The 22,863-nt window shown below is 51.9% G+C and carries 21 protein-coding genes; 5 read left to right on the top strand and 16 right to left on the bottom strand.

Translation table 11 applies throughout. The features are described 5' to 3' along the window. Positions 1 to 247 precede the first annotated feature (247 nt). Positions 248 to 562, top strand: coding sequence for a hypothetical protein (locus tag MKX64_RS13695; RefSeq protein WP_095266610.1), 315 nt, complete (start codon positions 248 to 250; stop codon positions 560 to 562). Here MKX64_RS13695 and MKX64_RS13690 read toward each other — a convergent pair. The 5 genes from MKX64_RS13690 to yyaC form a co-directional block, all read right to left on the bottom strand. After that, on the bottom strand, positions 536 to 2,866 hold the full coding sequence (locus MKX64_RS13690; RefSeq protein ID WP_341036152.1) for an O-antigen ligase family protein: 2,331 nt from the start codon (positions 2,864 to 2,866) through the stop codon (positions 536 to 538). The genes MKX64_RS13695 and MKX64_RS13690 overlap by 27 nt on opposite strands. A gap of 1,337 nt (positions 2,867 to 4,203) precedes the next feature. Continuing rightward, positions 4,204 to 5,394, bottom strand: a complete 1,191-nt coding sequence (locus MKX64_RS13685) for a class I SAM-dependent methyltransferase (protein ID WP_341036150.1) — start codon at positions 5,392 to 5,394, stop codon at positions 4,204 to 4,206. Between the two features lie 249 nt (positions 5,395 to 5,643). Beyond that, entirely contained in the window at positions 5,644 to 6,450 is an 807-nt protein-coding gene (locus tag MKX64_RS13680; protein WP_255223047.1) for a DUF6483 family protein, read from the bottom strand. A gap of 440 nt (positions 6,451 to 6,890) precedes the next feature. After that, positions 6,891 to 7,685 (bottom strand): alpha/beta fold hydrolase, encoded by a 795-nt coding sequence (locus MKX64_RS13675; protein WP_095398699.1) that lies wholly within the window; start codon positions 7,683 to 7,685, stop codon positions 6,891 to 6,893. Positions 7,686 to 7,756: 71 nt separating this feature from the next. Beyond that, on the bottom strand, positions 7,757 to 8,296 hold the full coding sequence (gene yyaC / locus MKX64_RS13670; protein WP_095266601.1) for a spore protease YyaC: 540 nt from the start codon (positions 8,294 to 8,296) through the stop codon (positions 7,757 to 7,759). 176 nt (positions 8,297 to 8,472) lie between these two features. Between yyaC and MKX64_RS13665 the strand changes: the two genes are divergently transcribed. Further along, the gene (locus MKX64_RS13665) at positions 8,473 to 8,694 is read left to right on the top strand and encodes a DUF1128 domain-containing protein (protein WP_095266600.1); all 222 of its coding nucleotides are present in this window, start codon (positions 8,473 to 8,475) and stop codon (positions 8,692 to 8,694) included. Positions 8,695 to 8,872: 178 nt separating this feature from the next. Here MKX64_RS13665 and MKX64_RS13660 read toward each other — a convergent pair whose 3' ends face one another. Beyond that, positions 8,873 to 9,592: a pirin family protein gene (locus MKX64_RS13660; protein ID WP_095266599.1), complete on the bottom strand. Its 720-nt coding sequence runs from the start codon at positions 9,590 to 9,592 to the stop codon at positions 8,873 to 8,875. A gap of 266 nt (positions 9,593 to 9,858) precedes the next feature. Here MKX64_RS13660 and MKX64_RS13655 point away from each other — a divergent pair, with 266 nt between their 5' ends. The 3 genes from MKX64_RS13655 (at position 9,859) to MKX64_RS13645 (ending at position 11,165) form a co-directional block, all read left to right on the top strand. Continuing rightward, complete coding sequence (locus MKX64_RS13655) at positions 9,859 to 10,116, top strand: GlsB/YeaQ/YmgE family stress response membrane protein (protein WP_095266598.1); 258 nt, start codon at positions 9,859 to 9,861, stop codon at positions 10,114 to 10,116. A 68-nt stretch (positions 10,117 to 10,184) separates the two neighbouring features. Further along, entirely contained in the window at positions 10,185 to 10,592 is a 408-nt protein-coding gene (locus MKX64_RS13650; RefSeq protein ID WP_095266597.1) for a YtxH domain-containing protein, read from the top strand. A gap of 123 nt (positions 10,593 to 10,715) precedes the next feature. Next, positions 10,716 to 11,165, top strand: coding sequence for a DUF5665 domain-containing protein (locus tag MKX64_RS13645; RefSeq protein WP_244908246.1), 450 nt, complete (start codon positions 10,716 to 10,718; stop codon positions 11,163 to 11,165). 91 nt (positions 11,166 to 11,256) lie between these two features. On the opposite strand, the gene MKX64_RS13640 is transcribed toward MKX64_RS13645, so the two are convergent. The 10 genes from MKX64_RS13640 to MKX64_RS13595 all read right to left on the bottom strand — a co-directional run bounded on the left by MKX64_RS13640 (position 11,257) and on the right by MKX64_RS13595 (position 22,778). Beyond that, positions 11,257 to 12,237 carry a magnesium transporter CorA family protein gene (locus MKX64_RS13640; RefSeq protein WP_341036138.1) on the bottom strand — a complete coding sequence of 327 codons (981 nt, stop codon included), beginning with the start codon at positions 12,235 to 12,237 and terminating at the stop codon, positions 11,257 to 11,259. A gap of 141 nt (positions 12,238 to 12,378) precedes the next feature. Continuing rightward, entirely contained in the window at positions 12,379 to 13,149 is a 771-nt protein-coding gene (locus tag MKX64_RS13635) for a sigma-70 family RNA polymerase sigma factor (protein WP_095266595.1), read from the bottom strand. Next, positions 13,146 to 13,595, bottom strand: a complete 450-nt coding sequence (gene rsbW / locus MKX64_RS13630; RefSeq protein WP_095266594.1) for an anti-sigma B factor RsbW — start codon at positions 13,593 to 13,595, stop codon at positions 13,146 to 13,148. The genes MKX64_RS13635 and rsbW overlap by 4 nt, the downstream gene beginning before the upstream one ends. Positions 13,596 to 13,611: 16 nt before the next feature. Beyond that, entirely contained in the window at positions 13,612 to 13,950 is a 339-nt protein-coding gene (locus tag MKX64_RS13625; RefSeq protein ID WP_155618240.1) for an STAS domain-containing protein, read from the bottom strand. A gap of 103 nt (positions 13,951 to 14,053) precedes the next feature. Beyond that, complete coding sequence (locus MKX64_RS13620) at positions 14,054 to 15,736, bottom strand: response regulator (protein ID WP_341036136.1); 1,683 nt, start codon at positions 15,734 to 15,736, stop codon at positions 14,054 to 14,056. A gap of 19 nt (positions 15,737 to 15,755) precedes the next feature. After that, the gene (locus tag MKX64_RS13615; RefSeq protein WP_095266591.1) at positions 15,756 to 16,622 is read right to left on the bottom strand and encodes a CheR family methyltransferase; all 867 of its coding nucleotides are present in this window, start codon (positions 16,620 to 16,622) and stop codon (positions 15,756 to 15,758) included. A gap of 64 nt (positions 16,623 to 16,686) precedes the next feature. Then, a complete protein-coding gene (locus MKX64_RS13610) occupies positions 16,687 to 20,364 on the bottom strand; it encodes a response regulator (RefSeq protein WP_341036134.1) in 3,678 nt (1,225 codons plus the stop codon). A gap of 18 nt (positions 20,365 to 20,382) precedes the next feature. Then, a complete protein-coding gene (locus MKX64_RS13605; protein WP_095266589.1) occupies positions 20,383 to 21,537 on the bottom strand; it encodes a PP2C family protein-serine/threonine phosphatase in 1,155 nt (384 codons plus the stop codon). A 267-nt stretch (positions 21,538 to 21,804) separates the two neighbouring features. Continuing rightward, positions 21,805 to 22,152 (bottom strand): general stress protein, encoded by a 348-nt coding sequence (locus MKX64_RS13600; RefSeq protein WP_095266588.1) that lies wholly within the window; start codon positions 22,150 to 22,152, stop codon positions 21,805 to 21,807. A 95-nt stretch (positions 22,153 to 22,247) separates the two neighbouring features. Next, positions 22,248 to 22,778: a hypothetical protein gene (locus MKX64_RS13595; protein WP_095266587.1), complete on the bottom strand. Its 531-nt coding sequence runs from the start codon at positions 22,776 to 22,778 to the stop codon at positions 22,248 to 22,250. Positions 22,779 to 22,863 lie beyond the last annotated feature (85 nt).

Below are 22,863 nucleotides of genomic sequence, written 5' to 3'. Positions count from 1 at the left end.
ATGAGGCTCGTGGAAGTCAGTCCTTCCTCGAACCTGAACTCGATCCACTCCCCCCGCCGCTACAATACCCCAGATCCGGAATCAACAAATACCTCGCTCCTTAATCCAATCAACAGGCCCATCTGCTAGTAATTAGTACATTCGGGTCGAACCCGATCAGGCCCCTCCATCCGCGCCCAATTCACGGCAAAGCCGTGGCTATCGCCCGCGCCCGGACATATGGTGTAGCAAAAGGAGTGAGTAGGCTATGTATTCTCCCCATCCGAAGCAACCGGGCGCCAAGCCCCCTTCGCCGCGAAGCATCCGCCGCGCATGCAGCAAAGAGCTGTACCGGACGGTCAAACGTCTCAAGCTGTACATCAGCCCTGAATTGATCAAGGAGGGTGAACAGCTCTATTACCGCAAAGTCATTGGCAATCTGATATGGATCTATGAAAATTACAGCAACAAAAAGCTGCTCTGTGACTGGTGGGAAAAGGAAGTGTGCAGCGAGCTTGCCGAACTGTGGCAGGTGCCAGAGAAACAGCTCGCAGCGTCATTCCGGGATGCCTTTGGCGGCTAACTCCGCAAGCCGTTTACGCTGATGCTCCGCCAGAGGCGAAAGCCGGAATTTCCTGTCGTTATGCAGCTTCGGCTGCTGCATAAGAGAATTTACGGCTGCCCGATACTGCGCCAGGAGCCCGAGCGCCGACCTCGCTGCCATTCTGGAGGGGCCTTCGAGCCCCTGCAGGCCTTGCCATTCCGCCAGCCAGGCCAGCCGGATAACGGCACGGGCCTGCTTGTCGGTGTGATAAGGATCAAGGTTCAGACTCTGCCGGAACCAGCGGACAGCTTCCTCGGCATCTCCCAGGAAAGAATAGGCTTCCGCCAGCTTCCAGCTTAGCTCGGGATGGCGCTGCGAATAGGCGTGGCTTGTCTCAAGCATTGCAATTCGCTCCCTGAGCGGCAGCAGCTCGGCGAGCTGGAGCGCCGCCGCCTCGTTATATGGGTTCCAGCGCAGGGAGGATGCAAGCAGCTCTCTTTTATCTTGAATCGGCGCCTCTAGCGACGCCTCGTACTTTACCTCGCTGACCCAGAGGAAAGCAGCCAGACTCCCCATCAGCAGCACGCCGGACAACCAGACTGCCCGCAGCATGATAGGAAGCGGCCCCGTATCTCCCATCCGATATTGTCCCTCACTCTGCCCGCTAGCGCCCGACCGGTTGGCTCCCGTCCTGTTTTCTCCGATCCGGGCTTCTTCCGCTCGAACCTTTCTAGGCTCCGCATGCATCCCCATCGCGGCCAGCCATACAATCAGCAGCCACACGAGCCCGTAGCTCAGGTCAAAATCGATGAGCGCATGTCCGAGCAGCACGATCAGAGGCGGCAGCAGCCGCGGGCGGCATCGGGCAACCCGGTATAGCATCCCGCCTGTCATACAGAATATGAGCAGCAAGCCGATCCCCCCGGTATCAAGCAGCAGGTTCATGTAGCCGCTATGAACCTCGCTTCCCACATAGGGCTCGGATTGCACCGCGCGATAGGACAAGCGCCAGGTGTCACCGCCCTGGCCAAGCCATGGGCTTGTCTTGGCCAGCTCCCAGGCGTCGCGGTACATCAGGCCCCGCGCGCCCAGCGTAGCTGCGCCGCCTGTGACGCGGGACTGTACCTGCAGCATGACCGCAGCGGCGGCAAGCGCGATGACCGCCGCCGCGATCGCCAGCGCGGCAAGCGGGCCCAAGCGGCGGCTGCGCCGGGCGAGTGCCCGTCGCCAGTCCGCGACGGGCTGTGCACCGGCCGGCGCGCGGCAAGGGCAAGGCTCGCGTGAATCGCCGCCAGGCGTACACGCTCGGTCCTGGCGCGCCTTGCCGGCGCCCGCGCGCTTGCGCATGGCTGTGCCTGCGCAAGCAGCCGATGGCAGGCTGTCGCCACGCACCGCGGCGACAGCGCTCGTGCCGCCGCCTTGCAGCAGGCGGCACAACAGCCGGCCGGCCAGCACGCTGCCGGCCCACAGCCCGGCCAGCCACAGCAGGCCGGGCAGCACCACCGGCGCCAGCCTGGCATCTGCCAGCTGGCGATACAGCAGCGCCGCGCCCAGCATAGGCGCGGCTGCTGCGGCGAGGAGCGGCGCTAGCGCCCGCCGCTCCCGGGCCAGGCCGGCCGCGCCAGCAAGCGCGGCCGCAAGCCATGCGCCGCGCGACTCCGTCAGGAGCAGCGCGGCGGCATAGGGCAGCAGCGGCAGCAGCGCAGCCGCTGGCAGCGGGCCCGTCCGCGATCGCAGGACGGGCAGGAGCGCGAACAGCCGCTCAAGCAGGTAGGCGGCCATCACCGCCCCGAACGTGTTCGGGTACTGGAGCAGGCCGCCCAGTCGCGCGCCAGTCGCGCTAATGTCCGCATTCGCCGTATGATAGATCGCATACGGCAGCTCCACCACCCCATATACGGCCAGCAATGCGCTGCCGCATAAGAGCACCCCTGCGGCATGCCAGCCTGCCGCAATCACCTTCCGCCCCTCCGGATGGCGGACCAGCAGCCATAGAACAGCGGCACAGGAGCTGTACATGGCAAAACGAAGCAGCTCGCTAACCGTTCCGTTCACCGACAGCGGGCTCAGCAATAGATGCAGAGCGTACACCAGCATGATACCGGCAAGCCCCATAAGCCCCAGCATATCGCTTTGACCAGGATATAAGACATTGCCTCCTCGGTTCAGCGCAGTTCCTGCCACACTCCAAATGAGCAGCATCCCGAACCAGATCATGCCGATGAAATACATATCGCTATCAAAAAACAGTCCTGTATTTACACAAGCGGCAAGCATAAGCGCTGTCAGACACCAGCCCCCTGCCTGCCGCCATCCCTTTATCAGCTGATGCCTCGCATCCATTACTCAATGCCCCCATTGCACCATGATCCGATCTTCGAATTTCATGCCTACAGCATCATTGTGAACGTCCAGGATCAGGCCTATACTTTCCCCCTCGACTGTTGCATCATTATCCCTTTCGTTCAGGGTGATGATGCGTTGGAGCAGGAAAAGAACACCGTGTCGGGTTGGACTGCATGGTCGGCGGTTTGACGAGGTGCATTGTCGGCTCATCTCTTGCATCATTATCCCTTTCGTTCAGGAGTGATCATTGGAGCGGGTAAAGAGCTCCGTGACGGGTAGAACTTCATCGTCGATAGTTTGACAAGGTGCATTGTCGGCCCATTTCTTGCATCATTATCCCTTTCGTTCAGGGTGGTGATGCGTTGGAGCACGGAAAAGAGCTCCATGACGGGTAGGGCCCCATGATCGGTGGTTTGACGAGGTGCATTGTCGGCTCATTTCTTGCATCATTATCCCTTTCGTTCAGGGTGGTGATGCATTGGAGCAGGAAAAGAGCTCCGTGACGCGTAGTGCTGCATGGTTGGTGGTTTGACGAAGTTCATCGTCGTCCCATCGGCGCTTCAATTCCCGATCCAGCCCACGGTTCAGATACGATTTAATTAAATTACCTTTCAACCACGGTTCAAAGATCTTCACAGATCGTGCAAGGAGAGTTCAAAGCCCGTTGAAAAGGAAATTTCAAGAGTCGGAGTAGGCCGAGGTTATGAAAAGGCGGTTTATGGTGGGTTAAGTAATTCAGATTAATTCATATTAATCCGGATTAATTTAGAGTAATACTGAGTAAATTAGATTAATACCGAGTAATTCATAGTTATACTGATTAATTTAGATAAATACCGAATAATTCAGAGTTATACTGATTAATCTAGGGTAATTTGGATTTATTTAAGTTTATTTAGATTAATTCAAGTTGATTTGTAGTGATTTGTAGTGATTTGTAGTGATTTGTAGTGATTTGTAGTGATTTATATACATTTATAGTTATTTATAGTTATTTATAGTTATTTATAGTTATTTATAGTTATTTAAAGTACTTCAAAGTAGTGATTCTGAGTATTAAAGGGGTGTCAGTATGGCAAGGATTGCTCAGTAGTCCAAATACGGATACAAAACAGTTCAAAACTAGATCACATATCGTTCAAGCCCATATCGTTCAAATCCCACATTGTTTAAAACCCAATTCCCCTTCCTGAGCTAACGGGATAATGATGCAAGGCTCACGGCAAACATGTGCGAACCCGCCGCTGTAGACGGGAAAAAACCGGCAAGCTTTACGCCTCCCGGTCCATCATTTATTTATCTGACTCATTCGCCTTCTTGTTGCGGCAAAAGCGCTATTTGGAATCCGGCGCTTCTGCTGGCAGCAGGTCCTGGCAGGCCCGTTCAAGGTAGGGCTTCGCTCCGAGGAAATTCCGGAACGCGACATATTCCTGCCACAGCTTCTCCCGCTCGCCGGCGGAGCCGGTTACGGCACGGATCAAAATGTTTTTCGGCGTATGCTCCATGTCGATAAATTCCAGCAGCTGCGTCTTGTAGCCCATCAGATCCAGCAGCTTGGCGCGGATGGCGTCGGTTGCCAGTGCCGAGAAACGCTCCTTGAGTATGCCGTGGGACAACAGCGGCTCCATCACGGGACTGTTCACCTGCTGGAACAGTTCATGCTGGCAGCACGGAACCGACAGAATGACGGAGGCGCCCCAGCGCACCGCCTTTTCGAGTGCGGCATCCGTTGCCGTATCACAAGCATGCAGCGTGACGACCATGTCGACCTGCTCCAGTTCATCATATTCCGCAATATCGCCGACAAGAAACTGCAAATTGTCATAGTTCAGCTTTTTCGCCAGCAGACTGCAGTGTTCGATTACATCCGCCTTGAGATCCAATCCGACAACATTCAGCGTCCGGCGAGACTGAATCGCCAAATAATGATAGAGGGCAAAGGTCAGGTACGATTTGCCGCAGCCGAAATCGACAATCGTGAGCGGACGATCCTCAGGCAGATGAGGAAGCACATCCTCAACCATCTCCAGAAAGCGATTGATTTGCTTGAATTTGTCGTACCGGCGGGCAAACACCTTGCCGTCCTCGTTCATAATGCCGAGCTCGACCAGGAATGGAACCGGCATGCCTTCCTCCAAAATATAAGTTTTCTTGCGGTTATGCGCCAAATCCGGCTTCGATTTGGTTGGTGATTTGGTCAAGATGGAGACTTTGTATTTTTTCGAGATCAGCACCTGGTAGTCCGCATCGGGAGTAAAAATGACCGCCTGACGGAATATGTTCTCGAACATGTCGATCAGAAGGCTTTCCGCCTCTTTACTGGCCACGTTCTGATGTGTCACCTTGTTCGCCGAGTAGTAGGCAAATTGGTAATGAAGCTTGTTTTTCAGCTCGACCGGCTTGACGGTCACCTTGGTATAATCAATTCCTTCGCGCTTGCGAAGCTGACTTAATGTTGCCGTAATCAACGCGTTGTCATTCATGATGTGATGGATAAGTTTTCTCAGTGATTCCAAGAGGTACATCTCGCTTTCTTCAATTGATAGTAAAACCAAGTGCAGTGGGTCACGTGCCAGTGTAGACCATTCTACAAACCTATAGACAATAGTGCTATCCCGTAAACGATATCCTATAGACTATAATCCCGTAGACAATATCCTATAGACTATAATCCCGTAGACAATATCCCATAGACGATATTCTGCAGCGATATTCTGCAAACGATATCCTACAGGCGGGCGATATTCTATACTGTATACTCTGTACGCTACACACTATATGCTGTCCGCATACTGCCGATCCAACTCTGCCATCCCTTCATATACTTCATCAAGGGGCAAGCCACCCCGCTCCAGTTCTTCAGGCTCCAATTGAAGCAGCCGCTGGTAAAACTGACGTGCTTCATCAGGGGCCATCCCGTTCTGGTCAAGAAGGCGGTACAGTGTATTTTCCGCCTCGGCGAAGTCCCCCTCTTGCTCGGTATATGTAAAATACAGCCGTTCCACAGATACCGGCATGGCATAAGCACGCAGCTTGTCCCTTACATCCGCAATTCGTTGCGGCAGTCCAAGCAGCTTGCGGTCAGCACCGTGCAGAATCGCGGTCAAATACAGCTCCAGCACCTTGGTAAGATGAAGCACAGCCTCTTCTTCACGGCCCATGTCCATCAGAATATCCGCCTCTTCCTCCAGCATCCTTGCTGCACTTTGCAGACTGTCCGCATCCAGAAAGCCTTGATTATGGAAGAGCTTTTCAATATCGGAAGCCGACAGCGAACCAAGCAGCTTGGAATTGAGACGAAATTGCCGCCGGAGCAGATCCTCCACCTTCTGCAGAGCCTCGGTATGCTTGCGTTCCTGCTTGAGCCTGAATACATGTGCAATCAGCTTGGTCATGTCCTCAACGAGACGAACAAGATAATCCCTGCGATACATCCTCTTGTCCCCTTCCTCACCTAGCATGCTTTTTCTATGTTTAGATTGTAGGCGATTCAACACCATAATTCCAGTCGCCCCGTTCTGCGGAAGCGAGCCCCAGGCAGCACACCCCGGCGTTCTTCCGGGGGCGCTGTTAGCTTCCATCCAGCGATTTCCACCCACACACAGAAAAGATCAGCCAGAGCCTTCTGACTGATCTAATAAATACACGAGCTATGTTCTTCTACAACAAGCTACCTTCAGCTGCAACAAGCTACCTTAAGCTACAATAAGCTTCCTTAAGCTGCAACAAGCTTCCTTTAGCTGCAACAAGCTACCTACAGCTGCAACAAGCTTCCTTTAGCTGCAACAAGCTACCTACAGCTGCAACAAGCTACCTTAAGCTACAATAAGCTTCCTTAAGCTGCAACAAGCTTCCTTTAGCTGCAACAAGCTTCCTTTAGCTGCAACAAGCTACCTACAGCTGCAACAAGCTTCCTTTAGCTGCAACAAGCTACCTACAGCTGCAACAAGCTATCTCTTATTTCCATCTGCAACGAACTATCTTCATTTAAGCTCTTGTGTTATTGCACCCAGGTCGCCGCTTATGTAGCTGCGGCAACCTTGTCCATAAACGACCGAATCGCGGTCGCCAGCTTCTCCGGCGCCTCCATCATGCTCATATGTCCCGCACCCTCGATGACCACTTGTGTCACGGGTTCATGATCTGCGGTGAAGGTGCGCTCGACCGGAACCAGTCCGTCCTTCTCGCCAGCTACCAGCAGAATCGGAAGCACTGAAGCATTCAGTACGGCCCGGCGATCCGGGCGCTCTCGCATCGCCATCGCCGCCCCAGCCGCTCCTTGCGGTGGCGTAAGGTATCCGATCTCCTTGGCGCGCTGAATGCATTCCGGCATCGTCTTCTCGGCACCTTCAGCAAACAGTCCGGGCACGAGCCCGTCGACAAACGCTGTAATGCCATCATTCTGAATGGTGCTGACAGCCTTCAATCTTTTCTCCTTCGCTTCCTCCGAGTCCGGATAAGCCGTGGAGTGGATAAGACCGAAGCCCTTCAGACGCGCAGCATAGCGCTGGGCAAAAGACAGCGCAATGTACCCGCCAAGCGAATGGCCCAGCAGTACCGCGGAAGGGATGCCAAGCTCATCCATCAAATGCAGAACATCATCTGCCATTTGCTCAATCGTATAAGGGCCGACAGGTGCATCCGAGCGCCCATGTCCCCGCAGATCCGGCACGATGACTCTGAAGCCGGCCAGATGCGGGAGAACCTGCTCCCAGTAAGCGGAGCTGCCGCAGAAGCCATGCAAAAGAATCAGCGGCTGGCCTTGGCCTTGATCTACATAACATATCGTGCTTCCGTTGCACTGTACTTTTTCCATAACGTTACCTTCTTTCTACCTGCGATAATAGAATGATGTCTATTAAACCGAAACAGCAATATTGAAACGCTTTAGTGCTCGCTTGCAAGCCCGAAAGCGGCGGCGGCCGACCTGGCAATCTCGGCGGCCATCGTCATCACCTGATGCAAGGACGTGACCTGAAGCGTCCAGTAAGGTTTCGGACCGTGAACGTTGACCACTGCCGCCAGGCTGTAATCTCCGACAGCCGGCAGCTTCTCGCCGACCGATTGACCTGGCCGGAGCGCCCCGTTCGAGACCAGATAATGCCCTACGGATGAAGGATGACCGAGACAGGCATCGATGGCAATCAGCACTTGTCCTTGAGGAACTGCCTTCAGCCGCGTCTCCAGATTGCGCGCATCACAAGGCTCCGGCATCGTCCCAATCACATGGGGAAACCCGCATTCCAGCAGCTTGCTTCCGGTAAGGGGCCCGAGTGCATCGCCGGTGGACCGGTCGGTTCCAATACAGACAAACGTGACTTGATCCGGCTTATAGCGACTGGAAATCTCCATAAAAAATTGCTGCAGACGAGCTCCTGACATTTTGACAGCAGCTTCTCCCCGAACAGCTTCCACAGATTGGCTCATTACGCCCTCCTCTCTCCATGTTCGCACTCATTATATTAAAATGTTCTGTAATAGAAATGGGATTCACCTGATTTTAACCTAAGGCTGCCCGATCTGGCAAAAATATTGGTCTGAGCGGCAAAGAGCATGGTACAATACATGAGGATAATCCGGGTAGAGAGGATGGTGGTACCCCAATGGATCTCAATGAGAAAAGCCAAGCAAACGTCGAATATATGATTGAATCGATCAAATCCAAGCTGCGGATGGCTTCAGCAGCAGCCATGCAGGCTTCAGCATTCTCTGTCAACCATTATGATGATATTCGCGATCTGTATGATATGGTGATTGGCAAGGACAATCTGAGCATATCGGAAGTGGAAGCTGTTGTATCTGAGCTCGGCCGACTTCGCGGATAGGCACATATCTGCAGCCCGGCATCCCTGACACCGATTCATAGCGAATAAGCGATGCCACACTGCATCATCAATGGCCTTCACAGGACAAAGCCCCCGAAGAGCTCTAGCGGAATCACCGCCTGAGCTCTTCGGGGGCTTATTGCACTCCTGTTCCGGTTAGCGATGAAGGCACATGAATCTAAGGCAAGTCAATCGCGATCCATTCAGAGGCACCTTCCGCAGCAATTCCCTTTACTTGAATCTCCTCGCATTGGTGTATGCGGGCGGTGTCCCCGGATGAAAGCTGATATACGCCTTCATCGGTCGTCACTTCGACGTTCCCGTTCACCACATATAAGTGCACTCTTCGTCCCTCCGCGACGGAGTGACTGACACGGCCTCCGGTTTCTAATATCGTGCTGTATAATCTGGCATCCAGTTGAAGGGTTGCTCCGGATTCCCCCTTGACGCCCGAGGCGACCGGAAACAGCTGATTCAGCCGCTGCTCTCTTGAGAACTCGGCGTAATGATGGGTCGGCTCCTGGCCAAGCTCTTCCGGCAAGAGCCACAGCTGAAGATAACGAACCGACCTGGTTTCGTCCTCATTTTTCTGCGTATGGGCTACCCCCGTACCGGTGTTGACCACGTAGACGGAGCCTGGCCCCAGTTCGATCCGCTCGCCTGTATCATCTTCATAGGAAAGCGTCCCGTCCAAAACAAAGTACACCATGATCAAATCATGATGGTAGCTGCGCTCCATCCGCTGCTTCGGTTCCAATACATATTCATTATGCGCGAGCAAACTGCCAAAAAACTCGTTATGCGGATCCTCATATTCCCCAAACGAAAAGCTGAATTCCCCGTGAATTCCTCCGTTATGCACAGTATGTCTCTCGGCAGATGTCATCACTTTAATCATGACCTTTCACCTCCGCGTTTTATGTACTACATACCCCTGCCCTTTTGCTTCTAATCAACATGATAGATATGCCCGTTCCCTGTACCGAATCGGGAGCGTTACCTTCCGAATTCAGTGGGACACAGCGCTGTGTCCGCCCTCAAAGAACCGCGCGGGACGGCGCTCATTCACGTAAAGGCTGTTGTTTCAGGACGATGTCATTCGTTTAAATACGAGATAAGCAAGCCCGCACGACAATCAAAGCTCTGAATAAGGAGGCGATAGAAATGTGGGGAGTTATAATCACCATCGTTATGGCCATCATTATCGGAATTATCGGCGACGCTCTGGCCGGTCATAATATGCCGGGCGGCATCATCGGTGCCATGATCGCCGGTTTCGTCGGCGCATGGGTCGGCACCTGGTTGTTCGGCGCGTGGGGGCCTGAGATTGGCGGATTCGCCATCCTTCCGGCGATTCTAGGAACTGCACTCTTCGTGTTCCTTCTTGGATTTGTCGCCCGAATGCTCAGACGTGCTGCTTAAATCGTAACCAAGTTACCCGAAGGAACAGCTTTCTTATCATGATATAAAAAATAAGGAGTGTGAACATTATGAGCAACATGGAACAGGAATACCAACAAGGCGGATCCTCTTTTCTGAAAGGAGCGTTTATCGGTGCGCTGGTCGGAGCGGCGGCGGCCCTGCTCTTTGCTCCTAAGCCGGGACGCGAGCTGCGCGGGGATCTGTCCGACAAGCTGGCGGTTGTGTCGGATAAAACGAAGGAGGTCTGCAGCACGGTCGGCACCAAAGCAACGGAGATTGCCAAAACCGTGTCCAACAAAGCCTCTGATGTTATGTCCACGGTCAGTGAGAGCCGGGATCAGATCATGTCCACTGTGAAGGAAGCGGCAGCTGATGTATCCCACGAGGCAACCCGAGCTTCGAAAGATGTGAAGGATCAAGCAGCTGACGCCACCACGGACGTTGCCCAAGAGTTGAAACAGACGCCTAACCATTAATTCGCTCAATTGAGGTATTAAACGACTCTAGCCAGCTTACTCAGCTGGCTATTTTCACGACTGTCGGATGATGGAACGATTTCGCAACCAACTTGACATTACAATAGAAAGAGGGGAATTGCCATGAGTAAGGTCAATCCTTATCCAGGCCATAGCGCGCCTTCCGATCGCGGAATGAAGCGGGATGACTCACGCTCTCGCCAGCTTCGCAGCCGTGAGCACACTGGTTCTGACACCGAGCAAGATCAGCGGAAGCTCGATGAACGCGAGGCCCAATTGAATGAGCATCCATTCGAGCTGCGGCATGAGGTGAGGCGGCTGAATACTCGCCTTGATTCCATAGCCGAAACGCTGGAGAAATCGCAGATGAAAGATATGATCGAAAACTACATGAATCCGAAAAAACGGATCATTGCCAATCTCACCGCCGGTCTCGCTCGGGGACTTGGCCTGACCCTCGGTACGGCGCTCGTGCTCGGTCTGCTCGGTTACTTCCTCAGCCTGTTTGTGGATATGCCGATGATTGGTGACTTTATTTCCGATTTGCAGGGCTATGTCCAGCAGTCCAGATAATCGCGCATTCCTTGATCCGTCATTTGTCCTGATACACACGAGGCCCGAAATCTCTTTGACTGCATGTGAGATTCCGGGCCTTTTGTATGGCCTATATATTTTTGTTCTTCGATTTGACTTTAAGCAAATCTCCTGTCCATCCCTTTGCCCTCATCCATAGATACGTTCCCGCTGTACATAACAGCGTAAAAATCATAACCGACGCGAAACCCCAACCGACATGAATGACCGGCAGATTCTCAAAGTTCATCCCCCAGATCGCCCCGACTACCGTCGCCGGCGTGAAAATGACGGTCATGATCGTCAACGTCTTCATAATCTCGTTGCCCCGGAATCCGGATATCGCATCATCGATCGATACAAGTGCTTCAATCTCGCGTTCATAGTGGCGCAGCAGCTTCTCCATCCGCTCCACCCGATATAACAGATGATGAAACGGACGGCTTTGCTCCAGTTCGTCATGGTAGCCTTCCTTCGCCGCAGCGATGAATTCCTGAAACGGAATGAACAGGTTGCTCCAATCCAGTAATTCATAGCGGGCTGTCAGGATTTGATCCATCAGGGTGCGCCGGTTCCTCGTCCGCATGTCTTCTTCAACCGCGCGCAGGTTCACTTCGAACCGATCCATTCCGGCATGATAATAATGCAGAATGGCTCTCGCCAGAACACACATCCCGTCAATCGGCCTCTGGCATTGATGAAGCATTGATATGCGGTCGGCTGCAAGCATCGTCCTGCGTGTATCCTCATCCAGATTCAGGGTAATCAGCACGTGTCGGTCCACGTGGAAATAAAACTGTTTCAGCTCCCTCTTATCTGTATCCTCGGAAGTCACTCTGTATAGAAGAGCGCCGGCGATGACAGGCTCCACCCCTTCCTCGAACCGGACCGACAAATAATTCCGATCCAGCAGCGATGGCGCCTTATCCAGCCAGTCCTCCGTCGCCGGATAACGTGTACGCAGCTCGCCAAGGAGCGGAGAGTCCCATTTCCGGGCACGAATGTCATGCCATTCCCACCCTCCTGCGAGCGAATATATGTCCTGCCCTTCTTTCATATGAGGTTCAAGCATGGTGTTGTTCACTCCTTTCCTCGGCGGCGCACGGAATATCCCATGATTTGCCTTCAAAAAAAGCACGCCAATCCCTTATTATCGGAATAGCGTGCATATGTACCTCATGATCTCCTAGCAAGAAAGCTTGTCCGTTCCTGATTAATACAATGAGTTCGACATAATCTGTTTTAGTTTCTCGGTTGCCCGTTTCTGAATACGGGACACGCTCATCTGTGATACGCCGAGCTTTTGGGCGATGGCGCGTTGGGACTGTCCTTCCTGGAATGCGAGCAACAGCACTTTCTGCTCCTGTTCCTTCAACTGGCTCATCGCCTGCTGGAGGTCCATTCTCTTTTCGACAGAATCAAAATCGTCCACATCCGAGCTGATCAGTTCACCCAGCGTGGCCCCGGTCTCTTCCTGAGACAGCGGTGAATCCAGGGAGACATAATGGTAGCACTCGCGTCCGGCCAGCACTTCAACTGTCTCCTCCACGGACAAATCCAAATAATCCGCGATTTCCTTAACATCCGGGGACCGTTCAAGCTTGACCATTAGTTCGTCAATCGCTTGCTGTACTAGCGCACCCTTCTCTTTAATCCGTCTTGGCACTTGAATGTACCAGGACTTGTCGCGGAGAAAATTTTTCATATGGCCGATCATGCTTTTCATCGCATACGGTTCAAACGGAATACCCAAGCTGATGTCGTATTGCTGAAGCAAACGAATCAATGCCATTTGCCCCACTTGATAAAGATCCTCATATAGATCCGGACGGTTTCGGGCAATTTTGCCCGCAGCCATCTTGACCATAGGCTCATATTTCTGGATGAGAACGGTAGCAATCTCATTGTCTTTCGTTTCCTGATACTGACGTATCAGACTAACCGCTTCATCTCTGGACTCTGGGGGAGTCACTTTATCATTCATACATGCTCCTCGCTTCTTGCAAGTCGCTTGATGAGCGTGACCACGGTTCCCTTTCCAGTCACATTGGTCACGTTGACCTCATCCATGAGAGCCTCCATCAAATAAAAGCCCAGGCCTCCAACTTGCACCTCATTGAGATCTTTATCATGGAGCGTTCGGTTTCCGGCCGTTCCCACACCGTCGAAACTCTCCCCTTCGTCTCTGACCGTAATGGACAATGACTCACCGGCTACTTCAAACACAACCTCGACCATTCCGCCTTTCTGTCCGTATGCATATAGCACCGAGTTGTTACAGGCTTCCGACACCGCCACCTTCATATCCTCAATCTCTTCATACGAGAAACCCATCTTCGAGGCAATCCCGTATAAATTCAACCTCACAATATCTACATATTCGGCACTGGCAGGCAAACTAAGCGTAACTCTTTGTACTTCTGAATTCATTCTTTTCGATCCTTTCCTATTGGGAATTCTTCTGTGCTTGAAAGAACTTCGCAATACCCGTCATATCAAACAGCTTTTGAATTTGCGCAGGAACCTCTTCCACAGCAAAATTTGCCTTCATCCCATGTCTGGCTTTCAAGATCGACAGAAGAATACCAATTCCTGTACTGTCAATGTATGTCAATTCCTTCATGTTGACGATCAGATCAATTTCCGAATTGCCGACCAAAGGCTCCATCACCAGGCGAAAATCAGGAGCAACGGACAAATCCAGTTCGCCGCTCAAATATACTGTGCATCCACCTTCGCTCATCTTCGTTGTGGCATTGAATTTATCGTTGGTTTTTGTATTCATAGATACTCTCTCCCGAAATTTGTTTTCCCTACAAATTAACCCGTTATGGGGCAGATTGAAACAACTTAGCAACGAATCAGCCACTATCAATTATTGGCAATTCTCAACCATGGTTTATCCTGATCGCAGGGGCATCCTCCTGCCACTCCCGAAGCTTGGGATAACCGTAACGGGCCAGCATATGACGGACACCGCCAATATTGACCGGCTTGCTTATATAGTCGTTCATTCCCGCATCCAGACAGCGCTTCTGTATCCCTTCCATCACATTGGCTGTCATGGCGATGATCACGGGAGGATGATCCCTCAGCTCCGGCAATTTGCGAATGGAGCGTGTCGCTTCCAGCCCATCCATGACTGGCATTTGCAGGTCCATAAAAATAATGTCGTAGCGTTTCGAGCCCGAAACGAGGTCCACCGCTTCCTGGCCATCCTGGGCAACATCCGCCCCGAGTCCCAGCCTGTCCATCATGCTGACCATCAGCTTCTGATTCACCGGATGGTCATCGACCACGAGAATGCTTGGAGTCTCAGCGCTATGGACGCTGAATTTCTCAAGCTGCCGATCCTCCTGCGGATGAATGCCCTCCTCGGCATAAGCCTGAACCTGAATCGTAAAGACGAAGGTCGCTCCCTGCTCCTCCAACGATTCCACACTGATCTCTCCGCCCATCATCTGCACCAAGGATTTACAAATGGCAAGACCCAGTCCAGTTCCTCCATACTTCCGTGTCATGGAGGAATCCAGCTGGGAGAACGGTTTAAACAGTCGATCTAGCTTATCCGGCGATATGCCAATTCCTGTATCCTTAACTGTAAACTTGAGCTTAAGCTTTTCCTCTTCGCTGTCTGTAAGCGAGACGAGCAAATAAACGCCGCCCTTGTTCGTAAATTTGACCGCATTGGATACAAGATTCATCAATACCTGGCGCAGCCGGCCCATATCGCCGTACAGCATGCTTGGAATTTGCTCCTCGATAAAGTAGGAAAACTCCAGCTGTTTCTTGGAAGCTTCAGCCGAAAACAAGCCGAAGACCTCCTGGATACAAGGCATCAGTTCGAACGGATACTCTTCCAGCTCCATCTTGCCAGACTCCATCTTGGAGAAATCGAGGATATCGTTAATAATGTTGACCAGTGCATCCGCGCTGCCCCGAATGATGCGGGCATATTCCCGCTGCTCCTCCTCCAGGTCACTCTCCATCAACAGATCAATCATGCCGATGACCCCATTCATGGGCGTTCGGATCTCATGACTCATCATGGCCAGGAATTCGGTCTTGGCCTTGGCGGCAATCTCGGCCGCTTCCTTGGCCTGAACCAGCTCTTGGTTAATGCGTTCAAGCTCCAGTGTTTTTTGCTGAAGGAGCATCGACTGTGTCTTCAGTCTTTTATTCGTCTGATACATCGCTACAAATCCTTCAATCTTCGATTTCAGGATCTGTGGAATAAAAGGCTTGACCATATAATCGATCGCACCTGCTGAATATCCCGCAAATAAGTGCTCCGCCTCCTTGCTGTTGGCGGAGATGAAGATGATCGGAATATCCTTGGTTTTATCCCTTGCCTTAATCAGCCTTGCGGTTTCAATTCCGTCCATGCCAGGCATCTGCACATCCAGTACAATGACTGCGAAGTCATATTTCAAAATGTACCGCAGCGCTTCCTCCCCCGAGGTAGCCTTGACCAACGTATAATCCTTGCTGTCCAGGACTGCTTCCAGCGCCAGCAGATTTTCAGGACGATCATCTACCAACAAGATATGAATCGGTTCGTGAACCCCCATGGAATCCTCCTGTAAAATCCTATTTGATCTTCCGGTATATTTTCTCGGCCCGATCCAGTGTCTCGTATGAATCACTGTAACTGGTAAAGTGAATTGACTCTTTCGAGCCGAGAACCAAAATACCGAAGTGGCTCAGACTTTCATGAAATAGTCCATGTACGTGATCACGAAGCTCATCATTAAAATAAATCATTACATTCCGGCAAAAGATCACGTTAAATTCATTAAAAGAACCGTCTGTCGCCAGGTTGTGTTCCGCAAAAACCATATTCTTTTTCAGAAAAGGCTGAAAAATAACAGAGTTATACTTAGCTGTATAGTATTCGGAGAATGAGCGGGTGCCTCCGGCTTCCAAATAATTCTTGGTGTATTGCTTCATCCGCTTGATGTCGAACACGCCTTCCTTGGCCTGCTGCAGGGAACGGGCGTTCATATCGGTGGCATAAATTCTCGACTTCTCATAGAGGCCTTCCTCATGCAGCAGAATCGCCATCGAGTACACTTCTTCACCTGTCGAGCAGCCGGCGTGCCAAATACGGATGTAGGGATACGTCCGGAGCATCGGGACAACCTTCTGTCTGAACGTTAGGAACAGCTGGGGATCCCGGAACATTTCCGTAATCGGAATCGACAGATTGTAGATGAGCCGCTCGAAGCATGCGCGATCATGGAGCACTTTTTCCAGCAGCGCCGAGATCGTCTGCACACCCTCCGCATGGGCATGATGCCATATTCTCCGCCTCAGTGAAGGGAGCGCGTAATTGCGGAAGTCGTATCCGTAGAAGCGATGGACACCTTCCAGAAGCAGCTCAATTTCAATTTGCTCCAGCTCTTCCCCATGGCTGCCTTCCCACTCTTTCTCATCTGCTCGGCCACTTGATGACATTGTTCTTGCACCGCTTTCCTGAATATTTGATGACTAGATATATTATATTACCCAGATGCAAGAGCTACGAATACAGCCATACTCTCATAAGTGACAGCAGTTGCTCGGTCTGGATCGGCTTCTTCATGTAATCGGAAGCGCCCGCTTCAATACATTTCACCCGGTCTTCCTTCATCGCCTTGGCCGTCAACGCGATAATCGGCAGCTTCTCAAACTCCGGCATCTCGCGAATCCGGCGCATGGCTTCATAACCGTCCATTTCCGGCATCATCATATCCATCAGCACCAGATCGTAATCCGGATTCTTCTGGAGCATTTCGATCGCCTCGCGGCCATTCTCTGCAAACGTGACATCCATATTGTACCCTTCCAGCACGCTGGATAGTGCGAATACATTCCTTATATCGTCATCGACCAGCAGGATCTTCTTACCGTCGAACAGCTCTTCCTTGTTATGAAGCTTCTGCAGTATCTTCCGCTTGTCTTCCGGCAGATTCTCCTCTACCCGGTGCAGGAACAGCGTAGTCTCGTCCAGCAGCCGTTCAGGCGATTTCACGTCTTTGATGATGATCGATTCCGCGTATTTTCTAAGACGCGTCTCTTCCTTCGAATCAAGCTCCTTGCCGGTATAAATAATGATTGGCAGGTCCACCAAGTTCTCATCATCCCGGATCTGGTCAAGCAGATCGAAGCCGGTCATGTCGGTCAGCATTAAATCAAGAACCATACAATCATATCGTTGTTTGCGAAGCTCGATCAACGCCTCTCTGCCGGTCGATACAGCCGTAATGGAAACATCGTCGTGACCGATCAATTCAATAATGGAATGACGCTGAATATCGTCATCCTCCACTATCAGCAGATGCTTCACCGATTTTTCAGTATAGGAGGCGATATGGTTGAAGGCATTCTCCAGCGCCTCACGCGACGATGGCTTCTTCAAATAAGCGATCGCACCCATCATTAATCCCTGCTTCACTTCATCTACAACCGAAATGACATGAACCGGGATGTGCCGTGTGATTGCAGAGCTCTTCAGTTCGCCGAGCACCGACCAGCCATCAATGACCGGAAGCTGAATGTCCAGAATGATGGCATCCGGCTTGTACGTCTGCGCCATCTTCAGGCCGGTATCGCCCTGCAGGGCAACCAATGCCTTGAAGCCGCGGCCTCTGGCCATGTCCAGCAATATGCTGGCGAATTTAACATCATCCTCAATGATCAGAAGCACCTTGTCTGTCGGTCCAAGATCATTGCGGTCATCTTCAAGTTCAATCGGATGCTCCTCCGGCTTAGCCAGCACTCTTGGGGAGATCAATCTAGCCTTCGGCACAATAAGCTCCGCTCTGGCTGACTCCTCAGTTGTTGCAGCGGCTTCCTGAGCCGCGCTTGGTTCCGGAACGGCGGTGAGCGCTGGCAGGAACAGCGTAAAGCTGCTGCCCTTCCCTTCTTCTGTCTCCACCTGAATGCCGCCTCCGAGCAGACGGGACAGCTCACGGCTGATCGACAGGCCAAGCCCGGTTCCGCCGTACTTGCGGCTCGTCGTCCCATCCACCTGCTGGAAGGCCTCGAAGATCAGCTCGGTCTTGTCGGCAGGAATGCCGATGCCTGTATCGATTACCGAGAAGGCGATATAATCGGTATCCCGCTTGAGGAATGAAGGCAGTGCTGCCGGATTGGCCGATTTGACCGCCAGTTCCACAGAGCCGCTGTTCGTGAACTTGAAGGCATTGGACAGCAGGTTCCGCAAAATCTGCTTGATCCGGTGCCCGTCGGTTACAATGCTTTCCGGAACACGGTCCTCGATGCGGACATGGAGCTCCAGCTGCTTCCGGGAAGCGATCGGCGCAAAGTTCTGGAATACAAACCCTTCAATATCCCGGATATGAACTTCCTCATGATTGATCTCCATCTTGCCGGCATCCACTTTGGACAGGTCCAGAATCTCATCAATCATCTTCAGCAGATCCGCGCCCGACGTATGGATCGTCTGTGCATATTCAATCTGCTTCTGACTCAGATTACCTTCCTTATTCTCCGACAACAGCTGAGACAAAATCAGCAAGCTGTTGAGCGGAGTCCGAAGCTCATGCGACATATTGGCCATAAACTCGGATTTATACTTGGTGGTCATCGACAGCTGAAGTGCCTGTTGTTCCAATTGATGACGAGTACGTTCAAGCTCCTCGTTCTTCTCTTCAACCTCCTGCACCTGTTCTTCCAGCGCGCGGGTCTTGGCCTGCAGCTCGGTATTGTAATGCTCCAGTTCCTCCTGCTGACGCTGCAGCAATTCCTCGGAACGCTTGAGTGCTGCAGTCTGCTCCTCCAGATTTTCGTTGGAGCGACGAAGCTCTTCTTGCTGGGTCTGCAGCTCTTCGGATTGACACTGCAGCTCTTCCGTCAGCGCCTGGGATTCCCGCAGCAATCCTTCGACGCGCAGACGCCCTGTAATATTGTTAACGATAATGCCCAGCGATTGCGTCAGTTGCTGCAGCAGCTGCTCCTGAAGCGGGGAAATCGGCTCAAAGGAAGCAAATTCCACAACGCCCAGCACTTCGTTCTCAAACAGAATCGGATAAATCACAATCATGCCCGGCTTGGATGATCCCCATGCCGAGTGGATGTTCATATAGTCTTCCGGCGCACGTTCCAGCTTGATCGGCTTTTTGTCCAGCGCAGCTTGTCCGACAAGCCCTTCGCCAATCATAAACACATCCTTCGGCTCCTCGCCGCCCTCATGCGCATACGAGCCTTTCATTTCAAGCTTGTTCGGATGCTTGTCCTCCTGCCGGATATAGATAGCCCCGTATCGGCAGCCCAGCACCGGCGTGAACTCACTGATGAAGCGCTGGCCAACTTCTTCAAGCGAATTAATCCCTTCAAGCAGCTCGGTAATCCGGGCCATGTTGGAATTGATCCACGACTGATCTTTTTGCGCTTGGAGATAGGTTTCCTCCACCTTCTGTTTCTCCAGAATGTCCGCAGACAATTCCTTGAACACGCGCGCAACCTCGCCAAATTCATCCTTCGACGGCACCTTGATCCGGCTGATCGCCTTCAGCCTGCCCTCACCGAAGCTTTTCAGCATCAGAGATACCACGTTAATGCCGCGTGTAATGCTTGGCACGATCCACAGAATGACCAGGAATCCGAGCAGAAGACCGCCGCTCATTAAGTAAATGCTCATTTGGATCGAACGCTCATAAGCGGACTGGGCCAACTCAATATCCTCGGCAATTTTCTGATCCTCGTAATCCGCCAGCGCGTTCAGACTGCTCAGCATTTCCTCCTGAACCGCCTGCCCGCTGGTGATGCGAATCCGGTTGGCTTCCTGGATATCGCCAGCCTCCATCAGTTCCAATATGTGATTCTGATAGTCCACATAGCTTCCGACGGCATCATCAATTCGGGCCAAAAACTGCTGTTCCTCCGCACTTGTGACGCTCTGATGAAGTGTCCCATACAGCTCAAAAGCCCGGTCGGTCATACTTTGGATCTCATGTCTGCTCGCCTCGAAATTGTCGACCGTTCCTGTCGCAATCAGATTGGTGAGCGCGCGGGCCATGTTGTTCACTTCGCCCCGCATTTGGCTCGAATCCCTTACTTTCTGATAACGCTCTCCGTATATCGTATCCATCTGATCTCGCATGTAGCTTAATCTGTCGTAGCCGACCATAGTCAGAACGAGCATGAGACCAAGCAAGGTGGAAAAGCCGATGACTAGCTTGCTTCTTAATTTCATGACGCTTGTCCCTCTCCTTTATTTAAGACATACCCATACAAGACATTTATCATCTTCCCGCTCCTCGGACAAGTGGTCTACAAAAAATTGTGCCCTCATCTCCTCTTCTCTCCAGTCATGGGAACCGCCAAGCCGCTCCTGGAGGAAGCTTAGCTTCTCATCGTGTCCGCCGTCGACCAGCTCCAGCAAGCCATCCGTATACATCACCAAATGCCCCTGGCCTTCATAATGGAAGCTCCGCGGCTCCATCTCCTCAATCCGGTCAAACAAGCCGACAGGGCAGCAGCCCTGATCGAGTGTTACTACACTGCCATCCTCCTGGAAAAACAGCGCCGGCGGATGACCCGCATTGACATAATCGACCCGTTTCAATCGAGTATCTACTACTAAATAGATGGCGGTAAAATAATACTGAATGAGCTGCTCCTCAATATGCAGCTGATTAAACCGCCGATTCAATTCCTGGATCACCTTCTCCGGTTCCACGTAGGTCGTTACGGTGTCCTTCAATACCGAGGCGATAAACATGCAAAACAGGGATGAGGATATGCCGTGTCCCATCATATCCAGCAAGATGACACCATACCTGTCTTCACTGATCGGATACCAGGCGTACAAGTCCCCTGCCAGCTCCGCTGACGGCTGATACAGGGCATGAATTTCGACCTGATCGTTCACAATCGGGGAACTGAGCACCGCGTTTTGCACCATCGCCGCCAGCCTCAGCTCATCCTGAACCCGCTGCTCCCGCTCCTTGTGCCAATCTTTCTCATGCTTCAACCGCAGCGCCAGACGGATTCTGGCCATGAGCTCCACCTTGTTGATCGGTTTCGTAACATAGTCCATTGCCCCGGCATCCAGCGCTTCAGCCAGCTTCTTGGAATCGCCAACAGCCGTCACCATAATGATCGGAATATCCTTCAAATGCTCATACTGCTGGACGATCCGGCAAGCCTCGATCCCGTCCATCTCCGGCATCATCATATCCAGCAAAATCAGATCGATCCCGACTCTGCCCGGACGAAGCGCGTCCGTATGATCGCCGATCCCCAGATGCTCCAGCATATCAAGGGCGGAGGAAGCAGCCAGCGTATCCCGGAAGCCTTCCTTTTTCAAAATTTCGCGTATGATAATAACGTTAGTCGGATTGTCGTCTACGATTAATATTTTCATGTTCCGCTCCTTTAACGATGACTGATTCCCCGTAAGTGTCATTATGAATTTCATTATACTACAACCGAATTATGGGATCGGTTGTGCAATTTCAGGAATCTATGAAATCAATCAAGCAAGGGTATAACCCACTAAACCCACTACATGTTAAAAACATAGATAAGGAATGGGACAGATCAGGGTCCCATTCCTTATCTATGTCTTAGATTATATCTTCTGCCCATGGCACGACACCGGCATTTGTTCGAGTATGGGGCAGTATCGAATTCATTCATCATTCTTCACTGCAATAACAAGTACTTTGCCAATATCCAGCTGCTTTTCATAGAAAGCGGCCTCCGCTGCGGTGAAGCCCAGCGATTCGATCTTGGCGCGCAGCTCATCGCCTCTGGAACGAAACAGGTTCGCAAACGAGCCAAACAGCCCTTCCTCTTTCATTCCAACCTCGCGGCTTCCGGCCACCTCGGCGATTTTACTTGTTTTGTCGGAATCATGTGCAAGCACATAGATTTGATCTGTCGTGTAGCCGGATTGATGCAGATTCTCTATTTCCTGAGCGGCGAGGGTGCCGTTCTCTACAACTTTAGCATATGATTTCGTATTGGTGGATGACATATGTCGAAAACCTCCCCTAATAGCGCTCCATAATCACCTACAGGATATAGGTCCATTAGATATTAACCACTTTCAGTCGGTCTGAAACACTTTTTTTATTCTATATGTGAGAAAAATAAATCGATTCCTGTAATATGACCGCTATCCCGATTCATAAATACCTTCAGTGCTTCGTTTCCCCGAACGTACACATCCCCGTCCTCGGCTGCATGGTCGGGCTGCCCGAGAAAAGCATGAATATCACGGATTGTCATCGGAACAGGCTGCCCATTCAACTGAAACTCTCCCGCTGAAGGCTTGACATGTACATATTCCGTTCGGTCATGATCGATTCCGATTTCCATATGATCATAATGCAATACGGTAACATGCTGGATCGGGTCATCCTTTATCGCCGCAGGAGCACCCAGTTTGTGCACAATTTCAGTCTTGGTGTCGTTTAGGTCCACTCCGTTCAAGGACATGGGCTCATCCTGTACCACTTCGCGATCATTAAGGAGTCTGAATGGGCTGGCGGTATAAGCGGCATCGTTATCTGGTATGCCCGCCGAACTGACGACCGGCGCGTCAGCCTCTCCTCCTGTTGACAGCAGCATCGTCATGAGCAGCAGTACGATCGTCCGCATACTCCCTCCTCCTTCCTGTCCGAATCCGTGTGTCCGGTGCTAACGCACAAGCTGGCTTGTTGTTCTTTCTCCGTACGTGTACATC

It is taken from the genome of Paenibacillus sp. FSL M8-0334 (assembly GCF_038000405.1).
In the GTDB taxonomy this organism is placed as follows: Bacteria; Bacillota; Bacilli; order Paenibacillales; family Paenibacillaceae; genus Paenibacillus_AQ; species Paenibacillus_AQ campinasensis.
The sequence above is the reverse complement of the archived record's forward strand: the minus strand, read 5'-3'. Positions and strand labels throughout refer to the sequence as shown.